Source organism: Acrocarpospora corrugata, from assembly GCF_009687845.1.
In the GTDB taxonomy this organism is placed as follows: domain Bacteria; phylum Actinomycetota; class Actinomycetes; order Streptosporangiales; family Streptosporangiaceae; genus Acrocarpospora; species Acrocarpospora corrugata.
In genome coordinates, this window is sequence record NZ_BLAD01000072.1 from 17,125 (window position 1) to 39,631 (window position 22,507).

Consider the following 22,507-nt stretch of genomic DNA (forward strand, 5'->3'; position numbering starts at 1 on the left):
TCTAGCTTTTGGTGCATGCCAATCATCACGGTCGAGAACCTGCACAAGCGCTATGGCGACAAGGTAGCGGTCGCCGACGTCTCCTTCTCGGTGGAGCAGGGGGAGATATTCGGGATTGTCGGACGCAACGGCGCCGGCAAGACCACCACGGTCGAATGTGTGGCCGGACTCCGTACCCCGACCAGCGGCAAGATCAAGGTGGCCGCCGACCTCAAACAGCAGGTCGGCGTGCAGCTCCAGGACTGCTCGCTGCCCGACAAGCTCCGGGTCGGCGAAGCGCTCGACCTGTACGCCTCCTTCTACGCCAACCCCGTCTCCCCCGCCGCCCTGCTGGAGGAGGTCGGCCTGGACCCGCGCCAGGCGTTCGCCAAGCTCTCCGGCGGGCAGCGGCAGCGGCTGTCCATCGCGCTGGCTCTGGTCGGCAACCCGACGATCGCCATCCTGGACGAGCTGACCACCGGCCTCGACCCGCAGGCCCGGCGCGAGACCTGGGGCCTGATCGAGCGGATCAAGGAGCGCGGCGTCACCGTCCTGCTGGTCACGCACTTCATGGAAGAGGTCGAACGGCTCTGCGACCGGGTCGCGATCATCTCCGACGGCGCCGTGCTCGCGGTCGACACCCCCGCCGGCCTGATCGCCCGCGCCGGCAGCTCGGACCGGGTGATCTTCCGGACCAGCGGCTCGGTGGCGAAGTTGTCCACGCTCCCCGAGGTGACCTCGGTCGTCGTCGAGGGCGACCTCGTCACGGTCACCGGCGACGCGAACGTCCTGCACGCCGTCGTCCTGACCCTCCCGGCCGGCCAGGTGTCCGAACTGCGCAGCGAACGCACCACCCTGGACGACGCCTTCCTCTCCCTGACCGGCCACTCAGCCACCTGACCTGACCTCCTCTTCCCGACCAGCCACCCGGCCGCCTGATCTCCTCTCCCGAACGGCCCGCTCGGCCGTCTGACCTGACCTCCCGAAGGAGCCTTCCATGGCCAGCACCGCCCTCTTCCCCGCCCGGCTAGCCGTCACCGAATTCAAGCTGTACCTGCGCGAACCGCTCGCCGCCTTCTTCGGCATCGTCCTGCCGCTCGCTTTGCTGCTGATCCTCGGCGCGGCCATCCCGGACTTCCGCAAGCCCGCCGCCGACCTCGGCGGCGCCCGGCCTGTCGACGCCCACCTGCCCGGGATGATGATCCTGCTCTCGGTGCTGACCGTGGCGTTCAGCGTGCTGCCAGCGGTGCTGGTGCTCTACCGGGAGCGCGGCGTACTTCGCCGGATGTCCACCACGCCGATGCGACCCATCTCGATGCTGACCGTGCAACTGGTGCTCAACGCGGCCGTCGCCGCTCTGGCCACCGTGCTCATGCTGGTCTTCGGGCATCTGATCCTGGACGTCCCGTACCCGCCGATGCCGCTCGCCTTCATCGGGGTGTTCCTGCTGGGTGCGGTGACCATGTTCGGGATCGGCCTGGCGCTCGCCGCGGTCGCGCCGAACTCGCGGGTCGTGCAGGGCGTCGGCGCCGGCGTCATGTTCCCGCTGCTCTTCCTGGGCGGAGTCTGGCTGCCCCGGCCGTTGATGCCGGACTGGCTGCGTACGGTCAGCGACTACAGCCCCGCCGGCGCGTTCGGCCAGGCACTCACCGACGTGCTGGCCAACCGATCGCCGAGCCTGCTGCACCTGGTGGTGATGGCCGCCTGGGCCACCCTCGGCATCGCAGCCGCGACCCGCTGGTTTCGCTGGGAGTAACCATCCGCTACAGCCCCCGCCAGATCCGGCGGGGGCTGTTTGCGTTCGAGGTGACTGGTACGCCCGCCAACGCTGGCCAGGCTGTTTGGTTCGAGGTATCTGGTACGGCCCCACCCACGCTGGCGGGGCCGCTACGTTCGAGGTGTCCGGAACGACCCCCGCCCGAGGCTGTTTTGCGAGGTGTCCGGTACGAACCCCCCGCCCGCACTGGCGGGGCTGTTTACGTGCGAGGTAATCGTCAGCATTCTGTCGGGGTCGGTAGCTTCAGGGTGTGACGGTGACCATGCAGCGTTCTGTGGGCGAGTTGCTCCGGCAGTGGCGGGAGCATCGGCGGCTCAGCCAGGTCGAGTTGTCGATTCAGGCGGAGGTCTCGACCCGGCATATCAGCTTTCTGGAGACCGGCCGGGCCAATCCGAGCCGGGACATGGTGCTGCGGCTGGCCGATCATCTGGATCTGCCGCTTCGGGAGCGGAATCGGTTGTTGCTGGCGGCCGGGTTCGCGCCGGTTTATCCGGAGTCGCTCCTGGGTTCGCCGCGGATGGCGGCGGTGTACGCGGCGATCCGGATGATTCTGAGCGGGCATGACCCTTATCCGGCAGTGGTGGTCGATCGGCGGTGGAACCTGGTCGACGCGAACGAGGGCATCAACCGGCTGGCCTCGGGCATCGATCCGGATTTGCTGGGAAATGTGCTGCGGGCGTCGCTGCACCCCGAAGGCCTGGCTCCGCGAATCATCAACCTGGGCGAGTGGCGCGCCCACCTACTGAGCCGCCTGCGCCGCCAGATCGCCGTAACCGCGGACCCCGAACTCGCCGACCTGTACGCCGAGTTGCGGGCCTATCCCTGCGACCAGCCGGAACCGGAGATCGAACTGCCCGGCCCCGGCGACATCCTGACACCCCTGCGGATCCGATCCGGCGACCGCGAACTCTCCTTCATCAGCACAATCGCCACCTTCGGCACACCACTCGACGTAACCGTCGCCGAATTGGCGATCGAATCGTTCTTTCCCGCTGATGATCAGACACGTCAGGAGATGTCACAATTCGCGGAGTAGATCATTGTTCGGTGACTGGAGGCAGGCGTGCCGGAGACGGTACTGAAGAACATATTCCACGTCGACGCCACCCCCCAGGCGGTATTCGACCATCTGACCACCCCCGAAAACTACGTGGGCCTGTCCCCCATCGTGATCGCCGTCCACGACGTGGACCACTCAACACCCGGCGTAATCCGCTACACGGCCGTCGAACGCTTCCGCTTCCTGGGCTTCATCACCCACGACAACCCCATCAAGGTAGAACTCTTCACCGAAGACCTCTCCTTGTACGGCGAGGTCCGAAGCCCCGGCAACATCCAGATGCGCTACCGCTTCGACCTAATCGCCGACGGCGAACGCACCCGCGTCGAGGACCGCCTCGACCTCAAAGCCCCCTGGTTCCTACTCCGCTACGCCGCAGGCGAGGCCCGCAAAGTCCAACTGGCCCGAGCCCAAATCCTGGCAGAACGCCTATCCCCGGCATCGTCATCACACTGACGACCACTCGGACGTCACTGACGAATACCCGGGCGGCACACAAACGAAAGCCCGGGCGCCACACTGACGAATGCACCAGGCGTCGCACTGACGACCGCTCCAACGTGGCCTGTTCTGCCCACGCGAGGCGACCCCGGCTCTCACGAGTGACACCCCGACACCCGTCCGCGCGTGGCCCGAAGCGGCCACGCGAGGCGATCAGCCCTGGCCCTCGTGAGAGGCTGGACGCCAGACCTGTGAGGAGTGCTCATGATTGTTCTGGCCCATGTCAGTGACGTCCACATCGACGGAAGCGAGCGCAACACCGAGCGGACCACCCGGATCATGTCGTACGTCGACGGACTGGACGTGACCGCGGTCCTCGTCACCGGCGACATCGCCGACAACGGCGCCGAGGACGAATACGCCATCGCCCGCGCCGCCCTCAAAACCCGCCACCCCACGATCATCTGCCCCGGCAACCACGACAGCCGCGCCCCCTTCCGCAAGGTCCTCCTCGACGCCACCGCCGAACAGGCTGATCCGGACGAGCCCATCAACCAGGTCCTTCGGATCCCCGGAGTCACGATCATCCTGTGCGACTCCAGCATCCCCGGCCGCCCCGAAGGCCTCCTCGCTGACTCAACCCTCACCTGGCTCGACGAGACCCTCACCACCACCGAACCCGGCCCCGTCTTCGTCGGCATGCACCACCCGGCGACGCCCCTGGGCATCCCATACGTCGACACCATCGGCCTACGCGAGCCCAACAACCTCGCCGCCGTCCTGGAACGCCACCCTCACGTCACAGCCACCCTCGTCGGCCACGCCCACACCGCCGCCGCAACCGCCTTCGCCAACCGCCCCCACCTGATCGCCCCCGGCGTCGTCAGCACCGGCCTCCCACCCTGCGAAAGCACATCCCGCCCCCCAGTGAGCTACGACCTCCCCCCAGCCTTCGCCCTCCACATCTACGACAACAACCACCTCACCACCCACTACCGAGCCCTCCCCTAACGCCCAGCACCGAACCACATCGCCCCAGCCGTCAGACCAACCTGAGGACGCGTCGGGGCCCGGGACCAGAATCATCGCCATGTGGAGGAGAAAGAAGCAGGACGAGAGCGACCTCACCCCGGCCGAGCGGATCACGGCACCGCTGAGGAAGAACATGCCGAACGCGGGGGACTTCAGCTACGAGGCCATCCGGAAGCTGGGGAACCCCATTCCGATGCTCGTGCAGAACAATGGCGACAAGCTGCTGGAGTTGTGCCTGGAACCGTCCGCCCAAGACTACTGGCTGCGGCCCGGCGAGGCGGTCATGGTCACGTCGTATGGCCATTGGGACGACCACCCCTTCGAGACGATCTATGAGCCGGACCGCATCATGGTCTGGGTCATCTCGTGGTTCGCCACGGTCTCCGACAGCAGCGGCGACGAGGTCCCCTGCGGCCACCAGCGGCCAGAGGGAAGTACGGGCGCGTTGGCTAGTTCTCATGGGTGTGAACGGCCAAAATGGCCAGATGCTGGCCATGGTCAATGAGAATTGGCCATGGAAACTGAAACCCTACAACGACGCCGTCAGTGTTGGGCCATGTCGACGAAGCGGCTGTAGTGGCCCTGGAAGGCGACGGTGACGGTGGCGGTGGGGCCGTTTCGGTGTTTGGCGACGATTAGGTCGGCTTCGCCGGCGCGGGGGGATTCGCGCTCGTAGGCGTCTTCGCGGTGGAGCAGGATGACCATGTCCGCGTCCTGCTCGATGCTGTTGTGTACGGAGACGCCGTTGGCGACGAAGTTGTGTGTGCCGAGAACCGTGGCGTCGTAGACGGTTTGCTCGCCGAGCGCCACGACGGACTCGATCTCGTCCCAGAAGATGTCGTTGGTCGCCGTGATTTCCAGATCCTCGCGGTCGAGAATGGCGACCATCCGACCCAGCGCACTGCTCCCCTGCGTCGGGGCTGATGGGCTCCCATCCGGCTGGACCAGCATGTCGCGCACCTCATCCCAGACTCCCTGGGCCAACCTCGCAGGATCGGTCGTCTTGACCCTGCGCCTGAGCTCTCTCACGCACCTGTCGGCCGCCGCACCCGACATCCCGACGTCCTCAAGAAATCGGAGCTGATTCTCCAAACCCAAGACCGTCAGTTCACAGGCGTGGGCGGTCATCGTGATCCGGGTCATCACGTTGAACCTCAGCAAGACCCTCGCGAGATCATCTACCTGCCGCCGATTCCCGGACGCGAAGCAAATCCGCGCCTCGCCACGACTCACGTCGTCCGAAAACGCCTGCTCATCGGCCGTTAGGCCCGCACACGACTGCCCGCTGTCGGCAAATGCCGTCTGCACGTCCCATCGGATTTCGCCGCCCCCGGCCCATAGCTGCCGGATGAACGCGGCGAGCTGCGTCTTGCGTAGGCCGAAGACGCCCTGAGGCAAGCCTTGGTCATCGGCTAGGGAGAGCCGCTGCGGCGGCACGAATTCCGTGTTTTCCAGTGGGGGTGGCACGTGGCGGGGAACGGCCACTCGGGTGCCTGGAGGGAGGTCGCCGACCGGGTGCCAGCCGTCGTACGTGAGGAAGGGATGGTTGGGGGTGGCTTCGAGTTCGCGGCCCGAGCGGAGGTGTATTCGGTAGACGGGCTTGATGCCGCTGGGGAAGACGTGGGTCATCGTGCGGGGGACGAGTTTGAGGCGGTCGTCGAGGGACCAGACGGGGATGTCGCGGGTCCCGGAGTCGAGCAGTTCGCCGAGGGTCGATTCGGCGCCGGTGTCGGCGCGGAGGATTCGGGTGCCGGCGGTGAGGCAGCCGGATTCGCGGAGGTCGGAGACGGCGGGGCGCTTGTCGGTTCGCTGTTCGGGACCACGGTTGAGCTGGGAGATGGCGATCACGGGGACCTCCAGCTCCTTGGCGAGGAGCTTGAGCGCGCGGGACAGCTCGGAGACTTCCTGCTGGCGGCTCTCGGTCTTCTTGGGCGAGCTCATCAGCTGGAGGTAGTCGACGATGACGAACTTCAGGTCGTGCCGCTGCTTGAGACGCCGGCACTTGGCCCGGATCTCCATCATGGACATGTTGGGGGAGTCGTCGATGAACAGGGGCGCCTCCGCGACCTCCCCCATCCGCCGAGCCATCCGAGTCCAGTCGTCGTCGTTCATCAACCCGGACCGCATCGTGTGCAACGCCACCCGCGCCTCCGCCGAAAGCAGCCGCATCGTGATCTCATTACGCGACATTTCCAGCGAGAAGATCACCGTGGTCAGCCCATGCTTGATCGCCGCAGAACGCGCGAAATCCAGACCCAGAGTGCTGTTGTGGGTGGGAACACACGACCTGCTCGCCAGATACATGTGATCGGCGTTGTCCACCTCGACACAACGCACCGGGCGGGACGGAACACGCCGGACATCCACGATGTACCGAAGACGAGTCGCCGGCTGTGTCCCGCCCACCTGCCTGACGGCCTTGCGAGGCAGCCGGAAGACCACTTCCGACGTGGTGAAGTTGATCAGGTAGCAGACCGTCGACTCAGCCGTTTCCCCCCTCACCTGCTTCGTGCGCATGGTCGCCTTGAAGCCCAGGCTGAGGATGAGTTCATGCACGTCCCGCGCCAGCCGCTCGCTGGTCACCGCGAACTGGATCCTGCCTCTCCGGCTCACGTACCCATCCGAGTCCAGGAGACCGGCCAACAGCGCCCGCCGCTGTCGTACGGATGCCCGCATGAAAACCGAAGGAATGTGCTTGTTACCCAAAACCCCCAGACCACACAAGATCCCCTGCACCGAACCACTCGACGGCAGAAGCAGCTGGTAGGACACCGACGATCCGACCGGAACGACCCGCAGCCCCTCGGCCTCCAGCGTGGCCACGATCTCCGGGTCAACGGTGGTGATACGCGCACTGGCACTCGCTCCGTCCCCGAGCCAGACCCCCAGCGCGTACGGCGAGAGCGGAAGATCACGTTCTGGCAGATCGAAGGCCGCGGCTACCTCGACCGCGTGATTGGGCCGCTGGTCGCACCGCAGCGTGGCCGCGATCTCCTCGGTGGTGACAACGGACGCGGTGATCACCGCATCCTTGGGCCGTACAACCCGCTTCAACAGCGCCGAGAAGAGCTGATCCGCCGGATACGCAGGCACCTTCCACTCGTAACTCGGCCCACCCAGGGCCACCGGCACCTTCGCGACCGTGCCGATCTCCCGCTGAACGGTATGCAGGACGTTCCTGAACTCCGTGCCCACGACGGCCATCGCGTCCCGGTGCGTGAGCAGCCGGTCAGGCTCCCGCAGCGCGTCTCTGACCCGCTGAATGGAGCCCTCACTCCAGCTGTTCTCCGAAGCCTGGCCACGCTTGGCTCGGGTGCTCGTCCGCCACTGGTGCCCGCCATCCGCGACGATCACCGTGCCGTCGCTGAACTCCACCTCGTAGCAGGGACGGTCGTTCATGACCTCGGTCGCGGCCGTCACCCTGGTCGGCTTGCCGTCCGCGCCGATCAGCTGATCGCCGACCTGGACCTCGCCCATGGTCGTCCACCCCGTCGGAGTCGGGAGTGGCGTATCCAGGGCCAGCGCCTTTCCGATGGCGGGGCGGGCGGCGACGACGATCATCTGGCCGGGGTGGAGGCCGTTCGTCAGGGCGTCGAGGTCCTGGAATCCCGTGGGGACGCCGACCATCTGGCCGCCGCGGCTGCCGATGGCCTCGATCTCGTCCAGGGCGGCGGGCATGATCTCGGAGAGGGGGAGGTAGTCCTCGGTGGTGCGGCGTTCGGTGACCTTGTAGATCTCGGCTTGGGCGCGGTCGACGAGGTCGTCCACCTCTTCGTTCTGGCCGCCGTAGCCGTAGGAGACGATTCGGGTGCCCGCTTCGATCAGGCGGCGGAGCACGGCCTGTTCGCGGACGATCTTGGCGTAGTAGCCGGCGTTGGCCGCGGTGGGGACGACCACGGTGAGGGTGTGCAGGTAGGCGCCGCCGCCGACCTTCGCCACGTCGCCGCGGCGCTGGAGTTCGTCGAACACGGTGACGGCGTCGGCGGGGTCCCCCCGCCCATACAGGTCGGTGACGACCTCGTAGACGATCTGGTGGGCCGGCCGGTAGAAATCGTCGGAGCGAAGGACCTCGACCACGTCGGCGATCGCGTCCTTGGAGATGAGCATGCCACCGAGGACCGACTGCTCGGCCTCGATGTTGTTCGGCGGGGTTCGCTCGAACGAAGGCTCGGAGGGCCCTCCAGAAAAGTCGACAACACTCATGGCAACCCGACACCCAAAAGCCGCAAAACACCAAGCCGCGCGGGCCGCCCAGCAGACGGCCCCACCAAGAACGGCCTAACAGGATCTATCGAGACAGGACGCAACATGTGATCTGGTGGCGCGTTGTCGTAGCGGCTGCCTATCCGATCGGTCATGCGTCCCCCTCCACTTCGGCCGCACCACCCCCAGTTGTAGAGGACCGGTCTGACAGTTTCCCGGGTTGTGAGGCAACCGGCAACGAAGCCTGCCGACAGACCTGTGGATAAGGTGTGCACTTCTGCCGCCAGGGTGTGGGAACCCTGGGGACGAGCCTGGGGATAACCTGTCCACAGGCTGTGGATAATGGCTGTGACCTGCGGAAACAATATCCACCGGCTGTGGAAGAAAGAAAGTCGGGACACCGAGAGGAACCCGTCCGATATGTCCCCTTTAGCGACCTTATGGATGATCTTGCAGTAAGTAGCACAATAGGCCCATGCCGCTTACCCACAGCGAAAGGCGGGCCACCGACCGGGAGATCCTCCGGCTCGCGGTGCCCGCGTTCGCGGCCCTGGTCGCCGAACCCCTGTTCCTCCTCACCGACTACGCCATCGTCGGACGGCTGGGGACAGGTGCGGTGGGCGCGCTCAGCGTGGCGGGGACGATCATGGCCACGATCGTGAACGTGTGCGTCTTCCTCGCGTACGGGACGACGGCCGCCGTGGCCAGGCAGGTCGGGGCGGGCAACCATCGGCAGGCCGTACAGCGCGGGATGGACGGGCTGTGGCTGGCGGCGGCGATCGGGGTGGCCGTGGTGGCGGTCTGCTGGCCGCTCGCACCGGGGCTGGTACGGCTGATCGACGCGCCGCCCGAAGTCACCGCGGACGCCATCACGTACCTGCGGATCAGCCTGGTCGGGACGCCGATGATGCTGATCGTGCTGGCGGGGACCGGCGTGCTGCGCGGATTACAGGACACGGTCACGCCGCTGGTGGTCTCGGTGGGCGGGTTCGCGCTGAATGCCGGGTTGAACGCCTGGTTCGTGCTGGGGCTCGGCTGGGGGCTGGCGGGGTCGGCCTGGGGGACGGTGCTCGCGCAGACGCTGGCGGCGGGGGCGTACCTGATCGTGGTCGTGCGTGGCGCGCGGCGGATGGGGGCCTCGCTGCGGCCGGACCCGGTGGGCATCAAGGCGTCGGGGACGGCGGGGATCGCGCTGCTGATCCGTACCGTGTGCCTGCGGATCGTGCTGGTGGCGGCCACCGTGATCGCGGCCAGGATGGGCGTCGCCGAGGTCGCCGCGCACGGGATCACCACGCAGCTGTGGACATTGCTGGCGTTCGCTCTGGACGCGATCGCCATCGCGGGTCAGGCCCTCACCGGGAAGCTGCTCGGCGCGGGGGATGTGGTGGGGGCGCGGCAGGTGACCGGGCGCATGGTGCTGTGGGGTGTCGGCGGCGGCGTGCTGCTGGGGCTGATCGTGATCGGCTGCCGTCCGCTCGTTCCCGGCATCTTCCACGCCGAGCCGGCGGTGGCGGCTCATCTGGGCGCGATGTTGTGGGTGGTCGCGGCGTTCCAGCCGGTCTCGGGTGTCGTCTTCGTCCTGGATGGTGTGCTCATCGGCGCCGGCGACCAGCGCTACCTGGCCTGGGCCGGTGCGATCACCACGGTCACGTATCTGCCGTTTGCCCTGATGGCGGGCAGTCTGGTGGGGCTCTGGCTGGCTTTCGGGGTGTGGATGCTGGCCCGCCTGGTGACGCTGGGGCTGCGCGCGCGGGGCGACGCCTGGATGGTGAGCGGCGCCTGACGGAACCCACGCAGCTTTGGGCCGAAATCGCACAAACATGCGACCGTAGATGTGAATAACGGAATCTAGTTCGGCCAATCAAGACCGTTTAAGGCACCCGGCGACCGTAACCATAGCTGGTGAGTATGGCCAGTCCAGCCTCCGTACCAGCACAAACAGTTCAACTTCATAACATGTCGAATAAATGACGCGAGGGTAGTGATTTGGGCCCTTGTCGGCAGTAGTTAGATGAGGCACTGTTGCCTACGGTCTTGCCTCTGCCGATTGATTGGCCTGTCGTGTCTTCTGTACGCCAGCCCACGTCGACCTCCGTGCTCCGTCGCATGCCCGCGACGGAGGCCACCGTGCTGCGTACCGCGGGTCTGCGGGAGATTTACACCCGCAATGACCTGATCGTGCTCGGTCTGGGTGTCATGATCGGTGCGGGCATATTCAGCATCGCCGGTAGACAGGCCGCCAGCATGGCCGGTCCCGGCGTCATCCTCTCGTTCATGATCGCCGGGATCACCAGCCTGCTGGCCGCGATCTGCTACGCCGAACTGTGTTCCACGATGCCGGTGTCCGGCAGCGCGTACACCTACACGTACGTCATTTTCGGCGAAGTATGGGCCTGGGTCATCGGCTGGTCGCTGATCCTGGAGATGGAGCTGGCCGCCGCCGTGGTGGCCCGGGTGTGGTCGCTCTACTTCACCGAGATGCTCAAAGAGTTCGGCATCGCCGTACCCGAACTGCTGAGCCGGCCAGAGGGTTTCGACCTGTTCACCCTGCTCATCCTGACCACGCTCACCGGAATCGTGGCATTCAACGCGAAGGTCGGCCTGCGCGCCCTGTGGGTCATGGTCTCCGCCAAGCTGGTGGGCATCTCGGCGGTCATCATCATCGGGTCGCTGCACTTCACCGCCAGCAACATCGCCCAGATCCCGGTCGACCCTGCGCCGCTGGTGGCCGACGCGGACACGCTGCACTCGACCGTCTTCGGCCTGCTCATCGGCGAGACCCACGCGTTCGGCTGGTTCGGGATCCTGGCGGCCACTCCCGCCATCGCCTTCGCCTATCTCGGCTTCGACATCGTCACCACGGCGGCCGAGGAGACCAAGGACGCGACTCGGACCGTTCCGCAGGGCATGATCCGGGCGCTGGCCACGGCGACCCTGATCTACATCTCGGTGGCCATCGTCATGATCGGCATGGTGACGTACTCGAAGATCTCGCTGGGCGCGCCGCTCGCGGACGCGTTCCGGCTGGTCGGCGAGACCTTCATGGTGCATGTGATCAACATCACCGCGGTGCTGGGGCTCACCACCGTCGTGTTCGTGCTGCTGGTCGGGCAGACCCGGGTGGTCTTCGCGATGGCCCGCGACGGGCTGCTGCCCACCCGGCTGGCCAAGCTCAGCGGCTCGCACCGCACCCCCGCCACCGCGACCCTGTTCATCGGCGCGGTCGCGATCCTGCTGGCCGAGTTCGTCCCGGTCCTTACCCTGGAACAGCTGGTCGTGATCGGCACGCTCTTCGCGTTCATGATCGTGTCAGCCGGTGTGATCACCATGCGGCGGCGGATGCCCGACCTGCCGCGCGGCTTCAAAGTCCCGATGTCCCCGCTGATCCCCGCCCTGTCCATCGTGGCCACCCTGTGGCTGATGCTGAACCTGCAGGTCATCACCTGGCTGTACTTCATGCTCTGGATGGCCGTCGGCGTGCTCGTCTACCAGTTGTACGGCCGAAGGCACAGCGCCCTGGCCCCCACCATCGGCCGCCACCGCCGCCCGCCACCCAAACACACCACCCAGGTATGACGAACGGCCCCCCGCCTTGATAGCGAGGGGCCGTTCGTTTGGGAGATCAGTTGGCGAGAACCTCGACGTCGAGGGTCGCGGAGACCTCGGGGTGCAGCTTGACGCTGACCTTGTGCGAGCCGGTGCTCTTGATCGGGTTGCCGATCTCGATGCGGCGGCGGTCCAGCAGCGGGCCGCCGGCGGCCTTCACCGCGTCGGCGATGTCGCCGGTGGTGACCGAACCGAACAGGCGGCCGGAGTCGCCCGCCTTGGTCTTCAGCTTCACCTTGAGCGCGCCGAGCTGGCCGGCGACCTCCTTGGCGGTGCCGAGGTCACGGATCTCGCGGGCGTCGCGGGCCTTCTTGATGGAGGCGATCTGCGACTCGGCGCCACGCGTCCAGCGGATCGCGAAGCTGCGCGGGATCAGGTAGTTACGGCCGTAGCCGTCCTTGACCTCGACGACGTCACCCGGAGCGCCGAGACCGGAGACCTCAGTGGTGAGAATGAGCTTCATGGCTGAGTCCCCTTTCCTTAGCGCGCGGTGCTCGTGTATGGCAGCAGGGCCATCTCACGGGCGTTCTTGATAGCGGTCGCCACGTCGCGCTGGTGCTGGGTGCAGTTGCCCGTCACCCGGCGAGCACGGATCTTGCCGCGGTCGGAGATGAACTTCCGCAGCAGCGCCGTGTCCTTGTAGTCGACGTAGGAGATCTTGTCGTGGCAGAACAGGCAAACCTTTTTCTTGGGCTTGCGCAGTGCCGGCTTGGCCATCGTGGTGCTCCTTTCAGAGCCCCGCACAACGCGGGAATGGTCGCTCGGTTATGGATGTGTGGGTGAAGGCTTAGAAGGGCGGTTCGTCGCTGAAGTCGCCGCCGCCGAAGCCACCGCTGCCGCCCTGCTGGCCGCCGAAGCCGCCACCACCGCCGCCTTGGTAGCCACCGCCGCCGCCACCGCCCTGGCCGCCGCCGCCGAAACCGCCGCCGCTGGGCGGGGACGGAGACGCGGAGGCCCAGGGGTCGTTGGCCGGGCCGCCGCCGAAGCCGCCGCCCCCACCGCCACCGCCGCCGCCTTGCCGCGCGGTCTTGTTGACCTTCGCGGTGGCGTTGCGCAGCGAGGGACCGACTTCGTCGACCTCGACCTCGTAGACCGTGCGCTTCTCGCCTTCTTTGGTCTCATACGACCGTTGGCGCAGCCGTCCCTGCACGATGACCCGCATGCCACGCTGCAGGCTCTCGGCGACGTTCTCCGCCGCCTGCCGCCACACGTTGCAGGTCAGGAACAGACCTTCGCCGTCTTTCCACTCGTTGGTCGTCTTGTCGAGGAACCGCGGAGTGGACGCGATGCGGAACCGGGCCACGGCTTGCCCCGTCGGGGTGAAGCGCAGCTCCGGGTCGTCGACAAGATTGCCGACGATCGTGATTGTTGTGTCGCCTGCTGCCATCGGTCGCTTTCGCCTTCCTATCCCGCCAGCCAAGCCGTCAGTCGCTCAGAGTACGGGCCCGGTACGACAATTTCGTGGGCTTCCCGTGGACTCCTGTGCGCCCTTCGGCCGGCCGTCAGGGACCAATGTTCGTCAGTGGAGCTCGGGGCGGAGAACCTTGGTGCGAAGGATGCCCTCGTTCAGGTTGAGCTGACGGTCCAGCTCCTTGATCGTGGCAGGCTCGGCGGTGATGTCGACGACGGCGTAGATGCCCTCGGACTTCTTGTCGATGTCGTAGGACAGCCGGCGGCGGCCCCAGACGTCTACCTTCTCCACGGTGCCGCCATCATTGCGCACGACCGTAAGGAACTGGTCGAGCGAGGGCGTCACGGTGCGCTCATCGAGGGACGGGTCGAGGATGACCATCATCTCGTAACGACGCATGCGGAATCCAACCTCCTCTGGACTCTTGCGGTCACGACGATTTGCCGTGACAGGAGGACGCTGCGGTTCGTGCGGGTGATCACACGCACTTACCAGACGCAGCCGAATAAGGCTACCAGGGCCGGGATTGTGCACCGGCCCTGACGGGAATCCTTAGCGGGGAGAGGGGGTGGCAGGCATGCCACACATGCTTGGTCCGATAGAGAGCGAACCCTTCCGATTCACCCTCAACACCGACGGCAGACCCCATACCCGGGAGAACGTCCTGGCCGTCGGATCCTTTCTCCTCGGGATCGTGGCACTGATCCTGGGCTTCATCGTCGGCGCGCACATCGTCGCCACCGCGTTCGGCATCATCGGCTTCGCCGGCGGCTTTTTCGCACAGTACGTCTCGGTCACGACACCACAGCGCAGCCTGATCATCATGGGCATCGTGGCGTCCTTCGTGGGGGCGCTGCTGGGGATCGCGCACGGCGGCTTCTCGTAACTTTCTCCGCCTGCTACGCACCGATGGGCGGTCGTGTGCCCGCCCATCGGTGGGTGTGCGTCATTTCCCTAGGTGGAGGTCCACGCCCAGGAGGACGAGGAACCACAGGAAGATGGCGAGCAGGGCTTCCGCGATGCTTCGCAGGATGCCCGGGCTGAGGTAGCCACGATCCCAGGCGACGTAGATGCCGATGAGTATGTAGACCAGTAGGACGAAGCTCCCGATCCGGTAGCGCATGTCATCTCCTTCTGTCGTGACACGCGGGTTGCAGGGCGTGTCAGCCGCACCCGCGACTGCCCGGCCAAGAAACCTTGAAACGTTCTTGAAGGAGGCATATAGTCGCGCGCTTTCGGTTGGGGAGTCGGGGATTCGGAAGGGAGTGAGACTGTCGGGGGGCTCGGATACGCTCAGTTTTATGGTGCGTATCGGAGCTCACGTCGATCAGGATGATCCGCTGGCCCACGCCGCCGCGCGGGATGCCGATGTGGTGCAGTTCTTCCTCGGTGATCCGCAGGGGTGGAAGGGGCCGGTGATGCCGGCGGGCGCGGATGCGATCCGGGAGTCCGAGGTGGATGTGTATGTCCACGCGCCTTATCTGATCAATGTGGCTACGGCCAACAACCGGATCAGGATTCCGAGCCGGAAGCTGCTGGAAGGGCAGTTGAAGGCGGCTGCGTCGTTGGGGGCCAAGGGGCTCATCGTGCATGGGGGGCACCTCAACAAGGACGATGATCCGCAGGTTGGGTATGACAACTGGCGCAAGGTGTTCGAGCGGATGGACTGCCCGATTCCGGTGTTGATCGAGAACACTGCGGGTGGCGGGAACGCGATGACCCGGCGGCTGGACAGCATCGCCCGGCTGTGGGACGCGGCGACGTCGGGGGCTCAGGATCCGTCCAAGATCGGCTTCTGTCTGGATACCTGTCATGCCCACGCCGGTGGGGAGGACCTCATCGGGATCGTCGACCGGGTCCTGGCCATCACCGGGCGGATCGACCTGATCCACTGCAACGACTCCCGCGACGCTTTCGACTCGGGCGCCGATCGCCACACCAACCTCGGCACCGGCCAGATCGACCCCGACCTGATCCTCACCATCTGCCGCACAGCCAACGCCCCCGTCGTCGTCGAAACCCCCTCCGAGGGCCAGGCCGACGACATCGCCTACCTCCGCAAACACCTCTAAGCTCCAAGGCCGGTACGGCCCCCGCCCGCATCTCCATTGGTGCCCGCGGGGCCTTGTCCTGCGGTCAAGCTTGCCGGGCGGTGGGTCTCCCACCCAGCCTTGCTTCTGCCTCGGGCTACACCCGCCCCGCCAGCGCCGTAATCGACCGAGCGAAGCGGCCGCTTGATCTGCGTGGTTCTCCACCTACCCACCCTTGATTGCTTTCCGGACTACCGCCTCGCCCCAAGGGATTGCCCACTCCAGGGCTCCGCTCCCCGAAGGAGCGCCTCCCTGAGGCGAGGATTGCACTACGAGGGCAGACCTCTGGGAGGGCTGCCAGGGCCCGTTCGGGGTTCAGATCATGAGGTTCCCGACTCTCCTCCGCGGTGGGCGGGGTCGCGCGACCCCGCGGCGCTCGGGCTGCCACCCGTGCATGCGCGGCCTTCCGCGCGCCCACCCCAAGGGCTTGGCCGCCGTTGCCGCCCGACTGGGCGAACTGCGGTTCCTGGGTGAGGCGTTCGACGCTCAGCCGGGAGCATCCGGCAACGCGGGACGGCCTATCGCTGAACGAGCGGGGGGTGCTGGCCGCCATCGCCGACGGCGCCCGACGCTGAGGCGGCCTTCGTACGGGCCGTGGCGTGGGAGACGCGGCCATACATGGGAGCATCATGTGCTTTGCCGGAGGGACTGGATGGCGGAGGGCAGCACCCGCTGCTGCGCCTCAATCCACCCAGCCGCCCCGTCGAGCGGTCAATGCAACTGCGCCGACTTCGGTTATCGAATAGTCCCGCACAAGAAGTGATCATAATCAAGGATTCTTTGTGAGGGAATGTCATTTTGGGAGTCTGAGGGCTATGGTAGAGGCCGCGCCTGCCAGCCATCACTTGGGCGACATTGCCGATATTGATTATGTTCTTGCAGGTCATCAGCCCCAGAGTTGGGAGCGCGTGGGTACACGGGTCGAGAGCGGCCCCCCTTGTGGAGTCGGACGGTCACACTTGACCAGACGTTCTCGATAGCGCCGAACGGGTTGCAAACGTAGGTCGGAAGCTGTGAGATGTGCTTTGACATCTCCGGATCGCAGATCGGACATGGGTGATGGAGGCCAGAACCCTGGCCGATCCGGCGCCGTGAGGAGGGGTCGGCGGGCTCGTATGGATGCCTCCCGCGGATGGGAGACCGATGCGAGCCGTTCGTCGTCTTTGGGGGTGGAACCCGGAGAACGCAGGAAGGAATTTCCGCAGTGATTCGTAGCCGCTCGCGAGTTCAGCCGGAGGATCCTGGCGAACCGGCCGGGGAGCCTGAGGAGGAATCCGCCGATCCGCGTGAACCGGAGGGGAGGCCCCCGGACCAGCCTTCCGATCCTCGGCCTTCGACCTGGGTAGGGGCTCGTCAAGCGTAACCCGAACCACCAACACCACGCCTATAACCCGGATCGCCCTGATCACGCCCGTAGCCTGGGCGGGCCCACCACACCGTGACTCGGGCCATCCACACCCCGTTACCGGGGGGTGTTGCCACCGGGCTCGGGTGGCGTCGGTGGACCGCTAATAGGGACAAGGCGCTGTCTTGCGACGAAGAGATCGTCTCACCGTAACGTGGATGCCGGCCACCGTCGCCTGATCTGTGACCAGGCCAAAGTACCCCTCGAACCGGAGCATGAAGGATGAGCGTCGACTACGCAGTGTTCGTCGGCTTGGACGTGGGCAAGGGCGAGCATCACGCCTGCGCCCTGGACCCACGCGGCAAGAAACTTTACGACAAGCCCCTGCCCAACGACGAGCAGCGCCTGCGCGCCCTGTTCGGCAACTCAAAGGCCACGGGCCGGTGCTCGTCGTGGTCGATCAGCCCGCCTCCATCGGCGCCCTGCCCGTCGCGGTCGCCCGCGCCGAAGGCTGCCAGGTCGCCTACCTGCCGGGCCTGACCATGCGACGCCTGGCCGACCTGCGCCCCGGCAACGCCAAGACCGACGCCCGCGACGCCTTCATCATCGCCGACGCCGCCCGGACCCTGCCCCATACCCTGCGCCGCGTGGGCACCGGCGACGAAGCCCTCTCCGAACTGGAGGTCCTGGTCGGATTCGATGATGACCTCGCAGGCGAGGCGACCCGGGTGACCAACCGGATCCGCGGACTGCTCGTCACCATCCACCCCGCTCTGGAGCGGGCGTTCGGTCCGCGACTGCACCATCCCGCCGCGTTGGAGTTGCTTGCGCGGTTCGGTGGCCCGGACGGCCTGCGCGCGGCCGGACATGACCAACTCCTGGCCGTCGCGCAGCCGCTCGCCCACGCATGGCCGCTCGCCTGGTGGCCGATGTCCTGGCGGCGCTCGATGCCCAGACCGTCATCGTCCCGGGCACCGCGGCGGCCGCGACGGTGCTGCCACGCCTGGCCAGCTCGTTACGAAGCGTGCTCGACCAGCGCAAACAAGTCGCCACCGAAGTCGAGGAGCTGCTCGAACAACACCCTCTCGCCAAGGTCCTGATCAGCATGCCCGGGCTCGGGATCAGGACCTCCGCACGGCTGCTGCTGGAGATCGGCGACATCTCCGCCTTCGCCACGCCCGGACACCTGGCCGCCTACGCCGGACTCGCTCCGGTGACCGCCGCTCCGGCTCCTCCATCAAGGGCGAACACCCGCCCAAAGGCGGCAACAAGGCATTGAAACGAGCGATGTTCCTGGCCGCGTTCGCGTCCCTGTCCGACCCGGAGAGCAGGGCGTACTACGACAAGAAACGCGCCGAGGGCAAGAAACGCAACGCCGCCCTCATCTGCCTGGCCCGCCGCCGCTCAGACGTCATCTACGCCATGCTCCGCGACCGCAAACCCTACCAACCCCGCCGGAAAACCGCGCCGGATGATCTCCGGAAGCGGCGCCGATGCCCATGTGGTCATCGCCACGATCGGCCTGGACATGACCCAGTTCCCAACCGCCAAGCAGCTGGCCTTCTGGGCCCGCTTCGCTCCGAGAGTGAAAATTCTTCGGCAAGAAAACAGAGGCGCCATCGGACGCAGCAGCTCCTACCTTGCCCGCGTTCTGGGAGAGGCCGCAGTGTCTGCCGGGCGGACCGACACCGGCTTCTACGACAGCCGTGACGCCGTCGCATCCGCCAGCTGCAAGCTCTTGGATACACAGCCCTGCCCAAGGACCGACCGATTTTCGGGTTAGTCCTTAGCGCTGTGCTTGGTCGTAAAAGTCGACGCACACCGTTGGTTTATGACCTAGTCCGATCGGTGTGCAGACGTCCTCCACGAAAAGAGCACGAGGCCCTCTGAGCGCTTTCCGGCTCCGAGGGCCTCGCCACGTGTATCCCTAACTCCAAACGATTAGATAACCAACGTCCTACTGCGCCTACCTGATTACAGTAAGAGTTCTGCGAGTTGTAGCCGTACAGGGTAGCTGCGGTTTGGCATGTGCTCAGGGACGGGTAAGGGCCACTGTGGGTTACCCATGCCATGGCGTTTGCCTGCGCCGTGGCGGGCAGAACAATGGTCGTGACTGCGGCAGCTGCGATCAAAGCGGCGGCCATGCGTTTACGCATCTGGCTTATCCCGTTCATGTGATCTTGCTGGACTAGATCATCATTCGTTTGCGGCAGACACCTGTCGAGAGGGACGCGAGATCCTGACAAATCTGTCAAATTGTCTACGCGCAAGCTTTGAGTAGCGCTTGATAGCAGCACAGTGCGGCGGCGAGTAATCACACTCTTGGTGGTGGCTGGTCCGACGACTGAGACGGGAAATGCGGCGATCAACCGCCGCTTCTCCCGTTGTGGTTCATCACCAAGGTCAGCCGAAATGCTGATTAGCGGGTTGAACAGGGCCGTATAGCCAGCGTCACAAAATCCTTTCGGTCTCCCTTGCGTGTCCACAGGGAGCACTGGGAGTTTCCACAGCCTGTGGATAAACTCTCTGGATTGGCGAGCTTAAATAGCGGGTACAGGTTCAGACTTAGCCGGTTGGGCTTGCGTACTCCGCCAGAGGCTCACGAACGAGACGATCGCGGCCGCGAGCAGGACCAGGTTGCGGACGACCAGGAGCAGGGTGCCGGGGAGACGGCCGGCCCAGCTGTAGTCCTCCTCCACCCACGGGTACATGATCCCGGTCAGCAGCATGGCGGTCAGCAGCAGCCAGGCGGCGGCGCGCTGGCTGGACTCGCGGACCGCGAACGTGACGGCGGCGATGCCGATCAGCCAGATCAGGTACTGCGGGGAGAGCACGCGGCTGGTGAGCACCAGGAAGAGCACGGTGGTGAAGGCCGCGTCGTAGTACGTGGTCTCGGTGGGGGTGGCGCGCAGCCACCAGAGAATCAGCAGCAGCGCGGCCACGGGAGTGGCCATCACGCTGAGCTGAGTGGCGGTCTCGATGCCGTCGCCGACGAGTTCCATCGCGCCGTGCTGGTAGCTGGTGAAGCCGCCCCACCAGCCGAGGACCCGGCCGAGGACGAACGGCGTGCCGGCCAGGGATTCCACCTGAAGGCCGCGTTCCTGCTGATTGGTGAGGAAATCAAGCGCGTGCGGCATCACCAGGGCCGCCGCACCGCAGGCCACGACGGTGGCGGTGAGCGCCGCGCCGGTGCCGGTGAGCAGCTCACGCCAGCGGCGGAGGCCGACCAGGAGGGCGATCGGCCACACTTTGATGGACAGACCGACACCGATGAGGATGCCGCGGACCAGGGCGTCCCTGGAGACGGTGAGGGCGGCTACCGCGACCAGGGTGACCATCAGGTCGTATCGGGAGATCAGGATCGGGCCGAGTACGGCTCCGCCGATCGTCCAAGCCCAGATCGCGGCGGGGCCGGCGTTGTTGCGGGTCGCGAACCGGTGGACGAGCAGCAGGATGGCGAGATCGCAGAGGATCGCGATCACGTAGAACGAGATCTGGTAGCTCCACGGGAGCAGGTGGGGGGCGAGCATGGGCACGGCCGCGAAGGGCGGGTACTGCCATTTCTCGTCCCCTGCCGGGAACTGCCCGCTCAGCAAGATGGTCGACCAATCGCCGTACAAACGGACGTCGTTGTCGAAGGAGCCCTCGTGGCCGACCGGGATGACCTGGGTGGCGATCAGGAACATGACGGCTCGGGTGAGCGCCCAGACCGGTAGTGCGTATCGCACGATTACCTGACCTTCCCCGAAAAAGCCGACGTCCTCGCACAATCCATCAGATGCAGGCTAGCGGGCGATCATCGGTGACATCAGACCCCGACGCGATCAAAGCGCCGACGGTCGAAAGATCGGTGAAAGATTCACTCCCCCGGAGCCGCCGGAGCCCCCGGAACTCCTGGCACCGCCGAAGCCGAAGACCCTGGCGCCGCCGGACCCACCGAAGCCGAAGTCCCCGAAGCCGCCGAAGTCCCCAGATCCGCCGAAGTTGAGGCCCCCGCGCTCGGCGTCCCCGCGACCGAGGTTCCCGAAGCGAAAGCCCCTGAGGCGAAAGCCCGCGAGGCTGAAGTATCCGAGGCCGGAGCCCCCGAAGTCCCCGCAGCCGCCGAAGCCGAGGCCAGTGTCGCCGGGCGGCGGAACAAGACGAAACGGTCTGGGGCATGGTCGAAGACGCCGCCCGATTGGTCGTCGATGTCGTCCTTGCGGACGAGGTCGCGTTCGGGGCGGAGGATGTCCCAGACGACCAGCGCCATCAGGCCCATCACGGCCAGAGCGCGAGCCCAGACCGCCAGGAAGTAGGGCCCGTCGCTGATCCCCTCGGCCGTGTGCGCCGGATCCATCCCCACGAAATACAGCCAGATCGCGAAGAAGTACCAGACCTCGGTGAACTGCCACACCGCCAACGCCGGCCACTTCGGCCGGGCCAGTACGGCGAGCGGCACCAGCCAGAGCACATACTGCGGCGACCACACCTTGTTGGTCACCATGAACGCGGCCAACGCCAGAAAACAGATCTGCGCCAGCCTCGGCCGCCGCGGCGCCGCCACGGTCAGTACGGCGATCCCGAGCAGCAGAATCGCCAGCGTGCCCATCGCCATCTCGTTGAGCGCGTCGCCGTTCGCCAGGAACCCCCAGTTGTACTTCTGGAAGTAGAACCAGAGCCCACCCCAGTCGACCCCACGCTCACTGCTGAACACATAGAACTTCGCCCACCCAGGAAAACTGATCAGCATGACCGGCACATTGACCAGCAACCAGGTCAGCACCGCGGCGCCGAGCGTCTTTCCGAACTCCACCCACTTGCCGGTCCGAGCGGCCAGCAGGAACAGCGCCCCGATGAACATCAGCGGGTAGAACTTGGTAGCCACCGCCAGCGCCAGCAGCACACCCGCCAAATACTGACGCTCCCGCGCCCAGGCCAGCAGCCCGCCCAGCGCGAGCGCCCCCGCCGCAAGATCCCAGTTGATGTAAGCGCAGAGAATGACCCCAGGCCCGATCGCATACCAGAGCGCGTCCCAAGGCCGGGTGGGACCGGCCAGCGCCGCCATCAGCAGCACCCCGATCACCAGACTGGCGCCCATCAGAATGACGGTGATGTCGTAGAACGTCACCCCATCGTTGAACGACAGCCGCCGCGCGAACTCCATGATCGCGCCGATCCCGACGGGATATTCGACATCCGGATTGTCGATGTACGGGATCTTCCCGTCACTCAGCTGCCGCGCGAACCACAGCGGATAGATGTCGGTGTAGCAGAAGTTGCTGTACTGCTCGACCCCCGTGTTCCACGCCCCCCCGAACCGGCACGCCGACTTCCAGAAGTACGCGAGGAACGCGCCCAACACCGCGAACACACCCAGCGGAATGTACGGCACGGCCCGAAACGCAACCGACGTCAACGGTCCCGGGGCACCAGAGGTCCGAGTCATGCCGGTATTTGACCACCCCCCCACCCCCGTTGGCGACCTCCGCCCCGAGAAACCTCACGTGTCCAGATCGGGGGAAAACAACAAACGCCCGGCGCTCCACGAGGAACGCCGGGCGTTGCGGCAAATTTTGCGGTTCCC

19 protein-coding genes and 1 pseudogene are annotated in these 22,507 nt (G+C 66.1%); 12 read left to right on the plus strand and 8 right to left on the minus strand.

Features of this window, described 5'->3' with window-relative positions; all coding sequences use genetic code 11:
• Nucleotides 1-15: 15 nt before the first annotated feature.
• The 6 genes from Acor_RS28705 (at nucleotide 16) to Acor_RS28730 (ending at nucleotide 4,794) form a co-directional block, all read left to right on the plus strand.
• Nucleotides 16-879 carry an ABC transporter ATP-binding protein gene (locus Acor_RS28705; RefSeq protein WP_155339883.1) on the plus strand — a complete coding sequence of 288 codons (864 nt, stop codon included), beginning with the start codon at nucleotides 16-18 and terminating at the stop codon, nucleotides 877-879.
• Nucleotides 880-976: 97 nt separating this feature from the next.
• Nucleotides 977-1,735, plus strand: a complete 759-nt coding sequence (locus Acor_RS28710) for an ABC transporter permease (protein WP_155339884.1) — start codon at nucleotides 977-979, stop codon at nucleotides 1,733-1,735.
• A gap of 283 nt (nucleotides 1,736-2,018) precedes the next feature.
• The gene (locus Acor_RS28715) at nucleotides 2,019-2,792 is read left to right on the plus strand and encodes a helix-turn-helix transcriptional regulator (RefSeq protein ID WP_155339885.1); all 774 of its coding nucleotides are present in this window, start codon (nucleotides 2,019-2,021) and stop codon (nucleotides 2,790-2,792) included.
• Nucleotides 2,793-2,819: 27 nt separating this feature from the next.
• Nucleotides 2,820-3,272: an SRPBCC family protein gene (locus Acor_RS28720; RefSeq protein WP_155339886.1), complete on the plus strand. Its 453-nt coding sequence runs from the start codon at nucleotides 2,820-2,822 to the stop codon at nucleotides 3,270-3,272.
• A 249-nt stretch (nucleotides 3,273-3,521) separates the two neighbouring features.
• Nucleotides 3,522-4,268 carry a metallophosphoesterase gene (locus Acor_RS28725; RefSeq protein ID WP_155339887.1) on the plus strand — a complete coding sequence of 249 codons (747 nt, stop codon included), beginning with the start codon at nucleotides 3,522-3,524 and terminating at the stop codon, nucleotides 4,266-4,268.
• 79 nt (nucleotides 4,269-4,347) lie between these two features.
• The gene (locus tag Acor_RS28730; RefSeq protein ID WP_155339888.1) at nucleotides 4,348-4,794 is read left to right on the plus strand and encodes a hypothetical protein; all 447 of its coding nucleotides are present in this window, start codon (nucleotides 4,348-4,350) and stop codon (nucleotides 4,792-4,794) included.
• Between the two features lie 38 nt (nucleotides 4,795-4,832).
• Here the strand turns inward: Acor_RS28730 and dnaB are convergent, their stop codons facing one another.
• A complete protein-coding gene (dnaB, locus tag Acor_RS28735) occupies nucleotides 4,833-8,492 on the minus strand; it encodes a replicative DNA helicase (protein ID WP_155339889.1) in 3,660 nt (1,219 codons plus the stop codon).
• A gap of 475 nt (nucleotides 8,493-8,967) precedes the next feature.
• Here dnaB and Acor_RS28740 point away from each other — a divergent pair, with 475 nt between their 5' ends.
• Complete coding sequence (locus tag Acor_RS28740) at nucleotides 8,968-10,275, plus strand: MATE family efflux transporter (RefSeq protein WP_155339890.1); 1,308 nt, start codon at nucleotides 8,968-8,970, stop codon at nucleotides 10,273-10,275.
• Between the two features lie 323 nt (nucleotides 10,276-10,598).
• Nucleotides 10,599-12,068, plus strand: coding sequence for an amino acid permease (locus Acor_RS28745; protein ID WP_155339891.1), 1,470 nt, complete (start codon nucleotides 10,599-10,601; stop codon nucleotides 12,066-12,068).
• A 46-nt stretch (nucleotides 12,069-12,114) separates the two neighbouring features.
• On the opposite strand, the gene rplI is transcribed toward Acor_RS28745, so the two are convergent.
• From rplI to rpsF, 4 genes are all read right to left on the minus strand, one after another.
• The gene (rplI, locus tag Acor_RS28750) at nucleotides 12,115-12,561 is read right to left on the minus strand and encodes a 50S ribosomal protein L9 (RefSeq protein ID WP_155339892.1); all 447 of its coding nucleotides are present in this window, start codon (nucleotides 12,559-12,561) and stop codon (nucleotides 12,115-12,117) included.
• Between the two features lie 17 nt (nucleotides 12,562-12,578).
• Nucleotides 12,579-12,815 carry a 30S ribosomal protein S18 gene (gene rpsR / locus Acor_RS28755; RefSeq protein ID WP_061256131.1) on the minus strand — a complete coding sequence of 79 codons (237 nt, stop codon included), beginning with the start codon at nucleotides 12,813-12,815 and terminating at the stop codon, nucleotides 12,579-12,581.
• A gap of 70 nt (nucleotides 12,816-12,885) precedes the next feature.
• Complete coding sequence (locus tag Acor_RS28760; RefSeq protein ID WP_155339893.1) at nucleotides 12,886-13,485, minus strand: single-stranded DNA-binding protein; 600 nt, start codon at nucleotides 13,483-13,485, stop codon at nucleotides 12,886-12,888.
• Between the two features lie 132 nt (nucleotides 13,486-13,617).
• Nucleotides 13,618-13,908: a 30S ribosomal protein S6 gene (rpsF, locus tag Acor_RS28765; protein ID WP_155339894.1), complete on the minus strand. Its 291-nt coding sequence runs from the start codon at nucleotides 13,906-13,908 to the stop codon at nucleotides 13,618-13,620.
• Nucleotides 13,909-14,203: 295 nt separating this feature from the next.
• On the opposite strand from rpsF, the gene Acor_RS28770 reads away from it, so the two are divergent.
• The gene (locus Acor_RS28770; RefSeq protein WP_246239220.1) at nucleotides 14,204-14,395 is read left to right on the plus strand and encodes a hypothetical protein; all 192 of its coding nucleotides are present in this window, start codon (nucleotides 14,204-14,206) and stop codon (nucleotides 14,393-14,395) included.
• Nucleotides 14,396-14,455: 60 nt separating this feature from the next.
• On the opposite strand, the gene Acor_RS42385 is transcribed toward Acor_RS28770, so the two are convergent.
• Nucleotides 14,456-14,632, minus strand: coding sequence for a hypothetical protein (locus Acor_RS42385; RefSeq protein WP_170317119.1), 177 nt, complete (start codon nucleotides 14,630-14,632; stop codon nucleotides 14,456-14,458).
• A 16-nt stretch (nucleotides 14,633-14,648) separates the two neighbouring features.
• Between Acor_RS42385 and Acor_RS28775 the strand changes: the two genes are divergently transcribed.
• The 3 genes and pseudogenes from Acor_RS28775 (at nucleotide 14,649) to Acor_RS28790 (ending at nucleotide 18,727) form a co-directional block, all read left to right on the plus strand.
• The gene (locus tag Acor_RS28775) at nucleotides 14,649-15,581 is read left to right on the plus strand and encodes a deoxyribonuclease IV (RefSeq protein WP_479688461.1); all 933 of its coding nucleotides are present in this window, start codon (nucleotides 14,649-14,651) and stop codon (nucleotides 15,579-15,581) included.
• Nucleotides 15,582-17,226: 1,645 nt separating this feature from the next.
• Nucleotides 17,227-18,399: pseudogene (locus Acor_RS28785) on the plus strand (IS110 family RNA-guided transposase); the annotation flags it as partial.
• Nucleotides 18,400-18,415: 16 nt separating this feature from the next.
• A complete protein-coding gene (locus Acor_RS28790) occupies nucleotides 18,416-18,727 on the plus strand; it encodes a transposase (RefSeq protein WP_155339895.1) in 312 nt (103 codons plus the stop codon).
• Nucleotides 18,728-19,484: 757 nt separating this feature from the next.
• On the opposite strand, the gene Acor_RS28795 is transcribed toward Acor_RS28790, so the two are convergent.
• Both Acor_RS28795 and Acor_RS28800 read right to left on the minus strand, forming a co-directional pair.
• Complete coding sequence (locus Acor_RS28795) at nucleotides 19,485-20,672, minus strand: glycosyltransferase family 87 protein (RefSeq protein WP_155339896.1); 1,188 nt, start codon at nucleotides 20,670-20,672, stop codon at nucleotides 19,485-19,487.
• A gap of 131 nt (nucleotides 20,673-20,803) precedes the next feature.
• Complete coding sequence (locus tag Acor_RS28800; RefSeq protein WP_246239227.1) at nucleotides 20,804-22,315, minus strand: glycosyltransferase family 87 protein; 1,512 nt, start codon at nucleotides 22,313-22,315, stop codon at nucleotides 20,804-20,806.
• Nucleotides 22,316-22,507: the final 192 nt, after the last annotated feature.